Origin of the sequence: Streptomyces sp. NPDC002779 (assembly GCF_042888685.1) — a bacterium.
Taxonomy (GTDB): domain Bacteria; phylum Actinomycetota; class Actinomycetes; order Streptomycetales; family Streptomycetaceae; genus Streptomyces.
The window spans coordinates 1-12,657 of sequence record NZ_JBIAQC010000017.1 but is presented as its reverse complement, the minus strand read 5'-3'; the positions used below and the strand labels follow the sequence as shown (position 1 = coordinate 12,657).

Genomic DNA, 12,657 nt, shown 5'->3' with positions numbered 1-12,657 from the left:
CGACACCGGCGTCAGCCCTGTGGACAACTCCGGCACTACTCCCCCCGCAGTAGTTCCCGCTCCCCGGCGGCCCGGCCGGAGCAGCGTCAACTCCCTTCGGCCGTACGACGACCGCGGGCCCCCGCCCGGAGCACGCTGCTGCCCATGACCACACCCTTCCGTTACACCCGGCCCGTGCCGCCCAAGGCGGCCACCGGTCGTGTCGCCGAGGTCTACCGGCAGCTCTCCCATGACTTCGGCATCGACGAACCGGCCACCTTCGTGGTGCTCTCCTCGGCACCGGACATCCTCACCGGCACCTGGGCGTTGCTGCGCGAGTCGCTGATCGCGGGCCCCGGCAGCCGGACCGGCAAGGAGCTCGCGGCGCTCGGGGTGTCCCAGGCCAACCAGTGCCCGTTCTGCGTGGACGCCCACACCGTGCTGCTGCACGCCACCGGCGACCACGCCCTCGCCGAGCGCCTGGTGCGGGGAGAGCGCCCGGCGAACGAGGAGCACGCGCGCGTGCTGGAGTGGGGCAGGCGGACCCGAGTGCCGAGCCCCGCGTCGCAGCCGTACCCCTTCCCCCGTGAGCACGCTCCCGGGTACGTCGGCACGGCGCTCGCCTTCCACTTCATCAACCGGATGGTGTCGGCCCTGGTGAGCGGGGGCCTGATGCCGGCGAACGCCCAGCGGCTGAGGGTGGTGCGCAGCCTGGCCGGCCGTTCGCTCTCCCGGACCGTGCGCCGCACGGCCGTGCCCGGCGCGTCGCTCGCGCTGCTGGACGGCCCCGAGCCCGGCGAGGCTCCCGCGTGGGCGGGCGACCGTGCCGTGGGACCGGCCTACGCGGCGCTGCTGCGGGCGGCCATGGCGGGCGCCGAGCTGCTCGGCGCCGACGAGCAGGCCGTCGTACGGGAGCGGCTGTGGCACTGGGACGGGCGGCATCCGGGACCGGTGCTCGAGGGGTTCCCGGACCGCCGGGAGCGGCCGGGGGCGCGGCTGGCGCTGCTGGCGGCCCTCGCGCCGTACCGGATCACCGACGAGGACGTGGCGGCCTGGCGGCGGCCCGAGCACACCGACCACTGTCTGGTGCACCTCGTGGCCTACGGGGCGTTCACGGCGGTGGACCGGATCGCGTCCGCGCTGAGCCGATCCATCGCACGGACATAACAGGGCAGACGGCGCACGGGCGGTGGGCCTGCGTCACCGCCCGTGCACGGAGCGAGTTGACACTTCCGCCCCACAGTCAGCCGTGCGAAACTGCCGTCCCGTCCGCAGTGCGGACCCCCTCCGCACCGTCCCCCACGAAAAGTGCGCCGTGCGTTCCTACCCCCTCCCGCTCGCCCTCACCGCCCGTCTGTCCCCCGTCGTGGTGCTCGCCGTGGCGGGCTGGGCGCTGACGTCCGGCCCGTTCGCCGCGGAACCGGAGGCCGCCGCGCCGCAGGCGCAGGAGAGGACGGAGCACAAGTCGGCCTCGGCACCCTCGGCCTCGGCCGCGTCGAAGACGTACACCGGGGCCCCCGCGCCCTGCGACAGCGTCTCCTCGGCCACGGTCAAGTCGCTGGTTCCGGGCGCCAAGGCCGCCGGCAAGGAGATCCCGTCCACGGACACCGAGCTGCGCCGCACCTGCTCCTGGAACGCGCTCCAGGGGTACGACTACCGCTGGCTCGACGTCTCCTTCGAGATCATGGACTCGGACGAAGCGGCACAGAAGTCGTACCAGCAGCGAGTCGAGGACAAGAGCGGCGGAGGGGATGTTCCGGGCCTCGGGGACGCGGGGTATTCGGTGGTGAACCTGACCACCGAGGACAAGCAGCAGACCCGCGAGGGCGTGGTGCTGGCCCAGGTGTCCAACGCGCTGGTCGTCGTCACCTACAACGGCAGCGACTTCGAGACGAAGCAGGCGCCCGGCTCGGACGAGATCAACAAGGGTGCCATCAAGGCCGCCAAGGAGGCGGTGGCGGCGCTGGAGGACGGTCGGAAGGGGTGACCGTCCTCCCGCGGGTCCGCTAGGCGCTGCGCCGGCGCGGCAGCATCAGCGCGAGATACAGCACCATCGAGGTGCCCAGACCCACCGCCCAGCCGTAGTCGGCGAGCGGGGAGAGCGCCGGGACGGGCGTGCCGTCGATCAGCGGGTCGAAGTCCGCGCCGCCGATGGCCAGCACACCCCCGGCCAGGAAGGCCACGACGGCCCGCCAGTTCCAGCCGCCCTCGTACCAGTAGCGCCCGCCGGTGCGGTACAGGTCGGCCAGGTCGAGCCGGGCGCGGCGCAGGATCCAGTAGTCGGCGATGAGGATGCCGGCGACCGTGCCGAGCAGTCCGCCGACCAGGCCGAGCCAGGTGAAGATGTAGCCCTGCGGGTCGGAGTACAGCTTCCAGGGAAAGATCAGCACGCCGAGGACACAGGTGGCGAGCGCGCCGGCGCGGAAACTGATCTTCCGGGGCGCGATGTTGGAGAAGTCGAAGGCCGGGGAGACCAGGTTGGCGGCGATGTTCACCGACAGGGTCGCCACCAGCACGGTCACCAGGGCGAAGAGCAGTCCGACCACGTTGTCGGTCTTGGCGGCCAACTGCACCGGGTCCCAGATCGGTTCGCCGTAGACCGCCGCCGAGCCGGAGGTGACCATCACCGACAGGAACGCGAACAGCGTCATGGTCGTAGGGAGTCCGAGAGCCTGTCCCCAGGTCTGGGCCTTCTGGCTCTTCCCGTACCGGGTGAAGTCCGGGATGTTCAGGGAGAGCGTGGACCAGAAGCCGATCATGCCCATGAGGGAGGGCCAGAACAGCTTCCAGAAGTCACCGCCCCAGCCGAGCTTGGAGGGCTGGTCCAGCAGCGGACCGAAGCCGCCGGCCTTCTCGCTCATCCACCACAGCATCACGAAGGCGCCGACCAGCACGAAGGGCGCCGCCCAGTTCTCGAACCGGCGGATCGTCTCCATGCCCCGGTAGATGATCGCGACCTGGATCGCCCAGAAGATCGCGAAGGACAGCCACATGGTCCAGGCGTACCCGCCGATCCTCCCCGCGTCGGCCCAGCCGTCCCCGATCAGCTTCCCGGCCAGGAAGAAGATCGCCTCGCCACCGATCCAGGTCTGGATGCCGAACCAGCCGCAGGCCACCAACGCCCGTACGACGGCGGGCAGGTTGGCGCCGCGGATGCCGAAGGAGGCGCGCGCGAACACCGGGAAGGGGATGCCGTACTTGGGTCCGGCGTGCCCGGTGAGCAGCATCGGCACCAGCACGATCACATTGGCCAGCGCGATGGTGAACACCGCCTGCTTCCAGTCCATGCCGACGGCGATGAGCCCGGAGGCCAGGGTCCAGGAGGCGGTGTTGTGGGCCATGCCGACCCACAGGGCGGAGAAGTTGTACGTGGTCCAGGTCCGCTTCTCCACCGGAACCGGGAGCAGGTCGTCGTTGGCGTAACGGCCGCTGGGCGGCGGGGACCCCGGGGCGAGCTCCACCCGGCCGTCGGCCAGGGTGACTTGGGAGGACGGCGGTATCGCCGTGGGAGCGGTGTCGGTCATGGGCAGGCCAATCAGGGACGGTGGGACGGGAAAGGCCGTGCGGGTGGCGCCGATGGGGGTGCGCTGAGGGAATGCGCCCTGGGCCCCCTCCCCGGGACGGCGGGGAGGGGGGTCTCGGGGGAGGAAGGTCAGCCGCGGAGGGCGGGGATGACGTGGGCCCCGTACGCGTCGATGACGGCTTCCTGGGCGTCGTGCATGTCGTAGACGGCGAACTGGTCGACGCCCAGCTCGCGCAGGGCGGTCAGCTTCTCGATGTGCTTGTCGACGGGTCCGATGAGACAGAACCGGTCGACGATCTCGTCCGGCACGAAGGCGGTGTCGGGGTTGTCGGCCCGTCCGTGGTGGGAGTAGTCGTACCCCTCGCGGGCCTTGATGTAGTCGGTGAGTTCATCGGGTACGGCGGCGGAGTGCTCGCCGTACTTGGACACCAGGTCGGCCACATGGTTGCCGACCATCCCGCCGAACCAGCGGCACTGCTCGCGCGCGTGGGCGAGGGCCGCGGGCGAGTCGTCCTCGGTGACGTAGGCGGGGGCGGCGACGCAGATCTTGACGTCGTCGGCCGGACGTCCAGCGGCGACGGCCGCGTCCTTGACCGCTTTGACCATGTACTCGGTGAGGTACAGGTCGGCTAGTTGGAGGATGAAGCCGTCCGCCTCCTCGCCGGTCATCTTCAGCGCCTTCGGGCCGTACGCGGCCATCCAGACGGGGAGTTCGGCGCCCGGTTTGATCCACGGGAACCTGATCACGGTGCCGCCGAGGTCGGCCTCCTCGCCGCTGCCGAGGGCGCGGATGACCTTCATGGCCTCGCTGATCCGGGCGAGGGTGTTGGGCTTGCGGCCGGCCACCCGCATCGCGGAATCGCCGCGGCCGATGCCGCAGATCGTGCGGTTGCCGAACATGTCGTTGAGGGTGGCGAAGGTGGAGGCGGTGACCTCCCAGGTGCGGGTGCCCGGGTTGGTGACCATCGGCCCGACCGTCAGCTTGGTGGTGTGGGCGAGGATCTGGCTGTAGATCACGAACGGTTCCTGCCACAGCACGGCGGAGTCGAAGGTCCAGCCGTGGGTGAAGCCGTTGCGCTCGGCCCGCTTCATCAGGCTGACGACCTTCGAGGCGGGCGGGTCGGTCTGCAGGACGAGTCCGAAGTCCATGTGCGCCACTCCTAGATGAGGTACTGACAGGTGGAGCGGGGCGTGTAGACCCCGTGCCCGGCGCGGCCGGTGTACTCCCGCTCGCTGATGACGACTTCGCCGCGCGAGAGGACCGTCTCCACCCGGCCGGTGACGCGCCTGCCCTCGTAGGCCGAGTAGTCGACGTTCATGTGGTGGGTCTGCGCCGAGATGACCTGCTCGGCGCCCGGGTCGTAGATGACGACGTCGGCGTCGGAGCCGGGCGCCAGGGTGCCCTTCTTCGGGTACATGCCGAACATCCGGGCCGGGGTGGCGCAGGCGATCTCGATCCACCGGCGGCGCGAGATGTGCCCGTCGACGACGGCCTGGTGGAGGAGGTCCATACGGTTCTCCACGCCCGGCAGACCGTTGGGGATCTTGGAGAAGTCGCCCCGGCCGAGCTCCTTCTGGCCCACGAAGCAGAACGGGCAGTGGTCGGTGGAGACGACCTGGAGGTCATTGGTGCGCAGCCCCTGCCAGAGCCTGGACTGGTGCTCCTTGGGGCGCAGCGGAGTGGAGCAGACGTACTTGGCGCCCTCGAAGCCCGGCTCGGCGAGGTTGTCGGTGGACAGGAACAGGTACTGCGGGCAGGTCTCGCCGAAGACGTTGAGCCCGTCGTCGCGCGCTCGCGCCAGCTCGGCGACCGCCTCCATCGCCGAGACGTGCACGACGTACAGCGGCGCGCCCGCGACCTGCGCGAGCCGGATGGCGCGGTGCGTGGCCTCGGCTTCCAGCAGCGCCTTGCGCACCTCCCCGTGGTAGCGAGGATCGGTCTCCCCGCGCGCCAGGGCCTGCTCCACCAGCACGTCGATGGCGATGCCGTTCTCGGCGTGCATCATGATCAGGCCGCCGTTCTCGGCGGAGCGCTGCATGGCGCGCAGGATCTGGCCGTCGTCGCTGTAGAAGACGCCCGGGTAGGCCATGAACTGCTTGAAGGAGGTGACGCCCTCCTCCACCAGCAGGTCCATCTCCTTGAGCGTGTCCTGGTTCACGTCGGAGACGATCATGTGGAAGCCGTAGTCGATCGCGCAGTTGCCCTCGGCCTTGGCGTGCCAGGCGTCCAGGCCCTCGCGCAGGCTGTGTCCGACGCTCTGCACGGCGAAGTCCACGATGGTGGTCGTACCGCCCCAGGCGGCGGCCCGGGTGCCGGTCTCGAAGGTGTCGGAGGCGAAGGTGCCGCCGAAGGGCAGCTCCATGTGGGTGTGGGCGTCGACGCCGCCCGGGATGACGTACTTCCCGGTGGCGTCGATCGTGCGGTCCGCGCTCCAGCTCTGCGTACCGGGCACGGCGAGGGCGGCGACGCGGCCGTCCTCGATCAGGACGTCGGCGTGGACCTCGTCGGACGCGGTGATGACGAGACCGCCACGGATGACGGTACGGCTGCTCATGGTCCCTCTCCTCCCGGGGTGGGCGGTGTGCTCAGGGTGCGGTCAGCGGGGGGTAGGCGTCGGGGCGGCGGTCCCGGTAGAACTGCCAGCGGTCGCGGACCTCGCGCAGCTTGGCCATGTCCAGGTCGCGGACCACGAGTTCGGTCTCCTTGTCGGAGGCCACCTCGCCCACGAACCGGGCCTCGGGGTCGACGAAGTACGTCGTCCCGTAGAAGTCGTTGTCGCCCAGCTCCTCGACGCCGACCCGGTTGATCGCCCCGACGAAGTACTCGTTGGCGACGGCCGCCGCCGGCTGCTCCAGCTGCCACAGGTAGGCGGACAGGCCGCGCGAGGTGGCCGAGGGGTTGAAGACGATCTCGGCGCCCGCGAGGCCCAGTGCCCGCCAGCCCTCGGGGAAGTGGCGGTCGTAGCAGATGTAGACGCCGATCCGGCCGACCCGGGTGTCGAAGACGGGCCAGCCGAGGTTGCCGGGCCGGAAGTAGAACTTCTCCCAGAACCCGGGCACTTGGGGGATGTGGTGCTTGCGGTACTTGCCGAGGTACGAGCCGTCCGCGTCGAGCACGGCGGCGGTGTTGTACAGCACGCCGGGCTGCTCCTCCTCGTACATCGGCAGGATCAGCACGATGCCCAGCTCCCTGGCGAGCGCCTGGAACCGCCGGACGATCGGGCCCTCGGGGATCTGTTCGGCGTACTCGTAGAACGCCTTGTCCTGCACCTGGCAGAAGTACGGTCCGTAGAACAGTTCCTGGAAGCACAGCACCTGTGCGCCCTGGGCGGCGGCGTCGCGGGCCGCCTGCTCGTGCACCTGGATCATCGACTCCTTGTCGCCCGTCCACGCGGTCTGGAAGAGGGCGGCACGGATCACTCGGCTCATCGGGACCTCCGGTCGCTCGGTGTGCAGCGAGACTAGGAAGTCCGGGCGCGTGCTTCGATTGGCACGGTGTCACGTCTGCGGGCATCCGGCGTGCCACGGTGTCACCCTGTCTCAGGCCCATGTTTCACCGCCGTTTTCCCAGGTCGTGGCATGTTTCAGCTCTGTTGCGCATCGTGGGCGAGCAGGGCGATGTGCACCGAGGCGGCCTGCTCGAAGTCGTCGAGGTCCACTCCGAGGCGGCCCTGTATGGCTTCCAGCCGGCGGTAGAGCGCGGGCCGGGAGACATGGTGGAGCTGGGCGGTGCGGGACTTGTTGCGGCCGGTGGCGAGGTAGGTGCGCAGCACCGCCAGCAGGTCCTCCTCCGGGCCGCCGAGCAGTCCGTCCAGCTCCCGTTCCGCGAAGGACTGCACCTGCGGGTCGTCCCTCAACAGCCGGATCAGGCCGCGCAGATGGACGTCCCTGAGGCGCACCACCGCGGGGACGTCGAGGACGTCGGTCACGGCGTCGGCGACATGCCGCGCCTCGCGCAGTCCCGCGGGCACGTCGTCCCAGGCGGCGCGGGGGTCGGCGGCGGCCACGACGGTGCCGGGTGCCTCCGCGCGCAGCCGGGTCGCGAAGTTGGCGGTGAGCACGCCCGCGTCCTGGTCCCGGGCGAGGCTCAGCAGGACGGCGGTGACCGGGTCGGCCAGCTCCGCGACGATGCCGGGGAGTCCCAGCGTCCGCAGCACCCGGTCGAGGTGGACGGGGTCGCCGCCCCGGACGACCAGCGGCACGAAGGTGCGCCGGTTGACGGGCAGTCCGGCCGCCCGCGCCCGCGGCAGCAGCTGCCTGGCCGGTACGATCCCGCTGACCAGGTCGGTGAGCAGGCCCTGCGCGGACTGCTCCTCCCAGGTGCGGGCGGAGGTGCCGCCGAGCATGCGGTGCAGCACCAGGGCCTCGGCGGCGCGGTCGGCGAGCAGCCGTCCGGTGGCGGTGTCGCCGCGGTGGCCGCACAGCACGATCCGGCCCCAGCGTTCGCCCCGGCCGCCGAGTTCGGCCCGGATCCAGCCGTCGCCCGCACTGCCTCCCCCAGTGCCTGAAAGGCCTGGGTGGTGCCCCCATGCCTGCCGGGCGATGCGGTCCCAGTCGCGCAGCACGTCGTCCACAGCCGACCGCTCGCCCGCGGTGGCCAGCACCCGGTGGGCGAGGTTGGTGACGACGACCGGGCAGGCGCTGTGCAGGGCGATCTCGTCGAGCAGCCGCTGGAGCGGGGCGCCCGAGGTGATCAGGGCGGTGAGCGCGGTCCGTACCGACTCCGAGAGGCTGACGGCGGCGAACTTCCGCCGCACCAGCCGGGACTGGACCTCCTCGGTCAGCTCGGCGAAGGGGAAGGGCCGGTGCAGGACCACCATCGGCAGCCCGCACCGCTCGGCCGCCCGGCGCATCGCGTCCGGGGCGGCAGGGAAGGCGCGGCCGAGTCCGAGGACCACGGCCGCGGCCTCCGCGCGGTGCAGGGACCGGATGTACTCGGCCTGGGCGCCGTCGTCACCGGCCAGCAGCACCCCGGTGGTCAGCACCATCTCGCCGCCCCTGAGCATCACGCCGACGTCGGCGGCCTCGGCCACGTGCACCCAGCGCACCGGCCGGTCGAGCTGGCCGGCGCCGGCCACCACCTCGGGTTCCCCGGCCAGCACCCGCTCCAGGGCGAGGACCTGACGGACCGACAGGGCGGGTTCCAGGGTGGTGGTCATGGCGGTGTCCCTTGCTGAAGGCTCCGCGGAGCGCGTTACTGAAGGCTCCGCAGAGCGCGTTCGAGGATCGCGGCACCCTCCTCGGCCTCCGCGACGGACAGCGACAGCGGCGGGGCGATTCGCAGCGCACTGGTGTCATGACCGCCGCCCTTGCCGATCAGGAGCCCGTCCGCGCGGGCCGCCTCCAGGACGGCGGCGGCCGCCTCGGGAGCCGCCCGGTCCGTCCCGGGCTCGGCCAGCTCGATGCCGATCATCAGGCCGCGCCCGCGCACCTCTCGTACGTACGGCACCTGCGCGCCGACCGCCCGCAGCCGCTCGATGAGCAGTCCGCCGACCCGCCGGGCGTTGCCCTGGAGGTCGTGCTCCAGGAGGTACGTCAGGTTGGCGAGCCCGGCCGCCATGGTGATCTGGGTGCCGCCGAACGTCGAGATACTGTTGGCGTCCAGGCAGTTCATGATCTCGGCGCGGGCGATCACCCCGCCGATGGACATCCCGTTGCCGATGCCCTTGGCGAAGGTGACGATGTCCGGCGGACCGTTCCTGCCGTGCGCCTGCCAGCCCCAGAAGTGGTCGCCGGTGCGGCCCCAGCCGGTCTGCACCTCGTCGGCGATCCAGAGGATGCCGCGCTCGGCGAGCACCTCGCGGAAGGCCGCGTACAGGCCGTCCGGCGGGGAGGTGAAGCCGCCGACGCCCTGGACGGGCTCGGCGATCAGGGCGGCGGGCGCCCGGGTGTGGCCGAGCAGGTCCCTCAGGTCCTCGACGCAGGCCGCGATGAAGTCCTCGTCGCTCAGCGAGGCGTACGGGCCGCGCGTGCGGACCCCGCCGTGGACGTACAGCGTCTGCAGCGGGGACAGGGAGGTCGGGGACCAGCCGCGGTTGCCGGTGATGCCGACCGCGCTGAAGGAGCGGCCGTGATAGCTGTTGCGCATCGCCAGGAGCGTGTTGCTGCGCCGGTGGGCGGTGGCGAGCAGCAGGGCGGTGTCGTTGGCCTCGGTGCCGGAGGTGGTGAAGAAGACCCGGGCGTCCGGGATGCCCGACAACTGGGCCACCCGCTCCGCGAGTTCGACCATCGGGCGGTTCAGGTACAGGGTCGAGGAGTGGATGATCCGCCCGGCCTGTTCGCTCACCGCCTTGGTCACCTCGGGCAGCGCGTGCGCGGTCATCGTGGTGAGGATGCCGCCGAAGAAGTCGAGGTACTTGTTGCCCTCGGCGTCCCAGACATGGCGGCCCTCGCCGTGGGTGATCTCCAGCGGCTCCTCGTAGTAGAGGGCGAGCCAGTCGGGCAGCACCCGGCGGTGGCGTCCCAGCAGATCGTCGGCCGTCACGGCTGCACCAGCCCTTCGTAGGCGTCGGGGCGGCGGTCACGGTAGAACGCCCACTGCTGCCGCACCTGTTCGATGACGTCGAAGTCGAGGTCGCGGACGAGGAGTTCCTCCTTGCTGTCGCTGGCGACCTCCCCCACGAACTGTCCGCGCGGATCGACGAAGTAGCTCGTCCCGTAGAAGTCGTTGTCGCCGTACTCCTCGACGCCGACGCGGTTGATCGCGGCGACGAAGTACTCGTTGGCGACGGCCGCCGCGGGCTGCTCCAGACGCCACAGGTGGGAGGAGAGCCCGCGGTGGGTGGCGGACGGGTTGTAGACCAACTGGGCGCCGTTCAGACCCAGTTGCCGCCAGCCCTCCGGGAAGTGGCGGTCGTAGCAGATGTAGACGCCGACCTTGCCGACGGCGGTCTCGAAAACCGGCCAGCCGGCGTTTCCGGGTTTGAAGTAGTACTTCTCCCAGAAGCCCTTGACCTGCGGGATGTGGTGCTTGCGGTACTTGCCCAGGTAGGAGCCGTCGGCGTCGATCACGGCCGCGGTGTTGTAGTAGAAGCCGGACTGCTCGATCTCGAAGACCGGCACGACGATCACCATGCCGGTCTCGCGGGCGAGTTCGCGCATCCGGCGCACGGTCGGCCCGTCGGGGACGGGCTCGGCCCAGCGGTAGTGCTCCGGATCCTGCACCTGGCAGAAGTAGGGGGCGTTGAAGACTTCCTGGAACCCGATCACCTGGGCGCCCCGGCGGGTCGCCTCGTGTGCGTGCTCCTCGTGTTTCGCCACCATGGACTCGGTGTCGCCGGTCCAGGTGGCCTGGACCAGAGCGGCGCGTACGACGTTGGCCATGAGCTGCTCCTTCGACGGGACGTCAGAGCCTCTACGCCCGTAGATGCAGGCCGTAGAGGCACGAACGTAAGCCTCCTGGACGGGCTTGCCAAGACCATCGTCGGCAACCCGCTGCGGCGATCCGGTTTCACACTCCTGTGGGTGAGTCCCGCGGCCCGTCAGGCGGCGAAGCCGGCGACCCGCAGCGCGTGGACGAGATCCCAGTGCCGCTCGTCCGACACACCCCGTGCGGCCTCCAGCAGCAACGGTACGAGGGTTCCCGGGTCCGCGGCCACGCTGCGGGCGGCCTCCGCGGGCGTGCGGACCCGTACGTAGGCGTCCAGCAGGGCGCCGATCTCGCGCCGGCGCCCCTCCCCGGCGAGCCCCAGCACGACCTGTCCCATCTCGTCGGCGGACCGGACGACTCCCTGCCGCATGATCTGCTCCGCGTCGCCCTCGCGGCCCGCGGCGACCAGCGCGTCCGCCGCCGCGACCAGCCGGTCGGCGGGCAGCGAGGCGGCCTCCCACAGCAGGGTGGCCCAGTCCGCGCCGAGCCCGGCCCGCTGGAGCTCGACGGCGAGCAGGGGGTACCGGCCGGGCGACGAGTACGTGATCTCGGCGAGCAGCGCGTGCGCCTCACCGCTACGGCCCTCGCGCCGCAGCCGCAGCAGCCTCTCGACGGCCCCCGCGACCTCGCGCCGGTCCGCGCCGTCCACCGGCTCGACCAGCGGCTGCGCGGCTGCTTCCACGACCTCGGCGGCCCCGGCGAAGCGGGCACCCCTGGGGGTGCGACGGCCCGGGGCGTCGGAGGGCTCGGGGAGGGACGGTACGGCGGTGGGCGGTACGACGACGGGGGCGGCGGCCTCCTCCCCCATCCCGGCGAAACGAGCACCGCCCCGACGCCGCTTGCGCTGCTTGGGGACGGGGGCGGGGGCGGGAGCCCCGGTCGAGCTGCCGGCGCCCCAGGAGGGGGACGCCTGGCCAGGGGGTTGCGCGGGATTCGTGCCGGGGGCTTGGGGGCGGGGGGCGCGGGCGTGTGTGTTGGGCGCGTGAGGGCCGGGGGCGGGGGCGTGCGCGTTGGGTGCCTGAGAGCCGGGGGCGGGGGCGTGCGCCGAGCGGCGGTCCAACTCGGCCATTCTCGAACGGAGTTCAGCGCAACGGGCCGTGGCTCGTGCGTGGTCGTCGCGGGCCCAGGCGAGGTCGAGGCGCAGTGCGTCCGCGTGATCCTGCGTGGTGGCCGCGGCCAGCGAACGACCCAGCTCCGCCTGCCGTTCCGCGGCGTACCGCTGCTCGCGGAGCATCACGTCGAGCCGGTCACCGAGGGCGTCCCGGCCGCCGGGGCGGGCGTCGTGGGCGAGGAGCGCGGCGGCGTGCCGCGTGCGCGCTCCGTCTGCCTCGGCGCGGGCGGCTTCGGGGCCGTACTCCGAGGCGAGGTCCTGGAGGAGCGCCTCCACCACGTCCCACGGCGGCATTTCACGGCCGTCGAGGCAGGCGCGCATGCCGTCCGGATCGCGCTGCCAGAACACCCCGCACCAGCCGCCGCCCTGATCGAGGCGCGCCATCAGACCGTTCAGGTAGTTCGCGAACTCCCGCACCTGAGCCGGGAGTTGTTCCACAGCCATGCTGAACTCCCGCCAGACCGGAACACTCCGGTCCGTAGGCAACACCAGTCGTGTTACGGGGAGGCTACGGGGAGTTTTCCGGCGGAACGCAGAGTGCGCCCACCCTGCCGGAACGTGACCGCGAGAAGCTCAGGCCGCTCTACCTTCTTGATCGGGTTGATCGAGCCATTCGTAGGGTTGGATCGCCCAGGGGTGCCGGGTGTGGCTATCAGGCTGCTGCCAGCTCGTGGC

The 12,657-nt window shown here is 71.5% G+C and carries 10 protein-coding genes; 2 read left to right on the top strand and 8 right to left on the bottom strand.

What is annotated here, in order from left to right; genetic code table 11:
• Positions 1 to 144 precede the first annotated feature (144 nt).
• Complete coding sequence (locus ACFYW5_RS32495; protein ID WP_389420713.1) at positions 145 to 1,146, top strand: carboxymuconolactone decarboxylase family protein; 1,002 nt, start codon at positions 145 to 147, stop codon at positions 1,144 to 1,146.
• 148 nt (positions 1,147 to 1,294) lie between these two features.
• Positions 1,295 to 1,966, top strand: coding sequence for a hypothetical protein (locus tag ACFYW5_RS32490; protein WP_389420712.1), 672 nt, complete (start codon positions 1,295 to 1,297; stop codon positions 1,964 to 1,966).
• Positions 1,967 to 1,985: 19 nt separating this feature from the next.
• Here the strand turns inward: ACFYW5_RS32490 and ACFYW5_RS32485 are convergent, their stop codons facing one another.
• From ACFYW5_RS32485 to ACFYW5_RS32450, 8 genes are all read right to left on the bottom strand, one after another.
• Positions 1,986 to 3,503, bottom strand: a complete 1,518-nt coding sequence (locus ACFYW5_RS32485; protein WP_389420711.1) for an NCS1 family nucleobase:cation symporter-1 — start codon at positions 3,501 to 3,503, stop codon at positions 1,986 to 1,988.
• A gap of 128 nt (positions 3,504 to 3,631) precedes the next feature.
• Positions 3,632 to 4,651, bottom strand: coding sequence for a TIGR03842 family LLM class F420-dependent oxidoreductase (locus ACFYW5_RS32480; RefSeq protein ID WP_389420710.1), 1,020 nt, complete (start codon positions 4,649 to 4,651; stop codon positions 3,632 to 3,634).
• 11 nt (positions 4,652 to 4,662) lie between these two features.
• Entirely contained in the window at positions 4,663 to 6,057 is a 1,395-nt protein-coding gene (gene hydA / locus ACFYW5_RS32475; RefSeq protein ID WP_389420709.1) for a dihydropyrimidinase, read from the bottom strand.
• Between the two features lie 31 nt (positions 6,058 to 6,088).
• Positions 6,089 to 6,931: a nitrilase-related carbon-nitrogen hydrolase gene (locus ACFYW5_RS32470; RefSeq protein ID WP_389420708.1), complete on the bottom strand. Its 843-nt coding sequence runs from the start codon at positions 6,929 to 6,931 to the stop codon at positions 6,089 to 6,091.
• Between the two features lie 155 nt (positions 6,932 to 7,086).
• Entirely contained in the window at positions 7,087 to 8,661 is a 1,575-nt protein-coding gene (locus ACFYW5_RS32465) for a PucR family transcriptional regulator (protein ID WP_389420707.1), read from the bottom strand.
• A gap of 35 nt (positions 8,662 to 8,696) precedes the next feature.
• On the bottom strand, positions 8,697 to 9,986 hold the full coding sequence (locus tag ACFYW5_RS32460) for an aspartate aminotransferase family protein (protein WP_389420706.1): 1,290 nt from the start codon (positions 9,984 to 9,986) through the stop codon (positions 8,697 to 8,699).
• Positions 9,983 to 10,825 (bottom strand): nitrilase-related carbon-nitrogen hydrolase, encoded by an 843-nt coding sequence (locus ACFYW5_RS32455; protein WP_389420705.1) that lies wholly within the window; start codon positions 10,823 to 10,825, stop codon positions 9,983 to 9,985. The genes ACFYW5_RS32460 and ACFYW5_RS32455 overlap by 4 nt, the downstream gene beginning before the upstream one ends.
• Before the next feature lie 158 nt (positions 10,826 to 10,983).
• Positions 10,984 to 12,426 (bottom strand): hypothetical protein, encoded by a 1,443-nt coding sequence (locus ACFYW5_RS32450; protein ID WP_389420704.1) that lies wholly within the window; start codon positions 12,424 to 12,426, stop codon positions 10,984 to 10,986.
• Positions 12,427 to 12,657 lie beyond the last annotated feature (231 nt).

Coding starts and splice junctions, on each gene's coding strand:
- ACFYW5_RS32480 (WP_389420710.1), bottom strand. CDS start 4,651: ATGGACTTCGGACTCGTCCTGCAGACCGACCCGCCCGCCTCGAAGGTC.
- ACFYW5_RS32485 (WP_389420711.1), bottom strand. CDS start 3,503: ATGACCGACACCGCTCCCACGGCGATACCGCCGTCCTCCCAAGTCACC.
- ACFYW5_RS32465 (WP_389420707.1), bottom strand. CDS start 8,661: ATGACCACCACCCTGGAACCCGCCCTGTCGGTCCGTCAGGTCCTCGCC.
- hydA (WP_389420709.1), bottom strand. CDS start 6,057: ATGAGCAGCCGTACCGTCATCCGTGGCGGTCTCGTCATCACCGCGTCC.
- ACFYW5_RS32470 (WP_389420708.1), bottom strand. CDS start 6,931: ATGAGCCGAGTGATCCGTGCCGCCCTCTTCCAGACCGCGTGGACGGGC.
- ACFYW5_RS32450 (WP_389420704.1), bottom strand. CDS start 12,426: ATGGCTGTGGAACAACTCCCGGCTCAGGTGCGGGAGTTCGCGAACTAC.
- ACFYW5_RS32495 (WP_389420713.1), top strand. CDS start 145: ATGACCACACCCTTCCGTTACACCCGGCCCGTGCCGCCCAAGGCGGCC.
- ACFYW5_RS32455 (WP_389420705.1), bottom strand. CDS start 10,825: ATGGCCAACGTCGTACGCGCCGCTCTGGTCCAGGCCACCTGGACCGGC.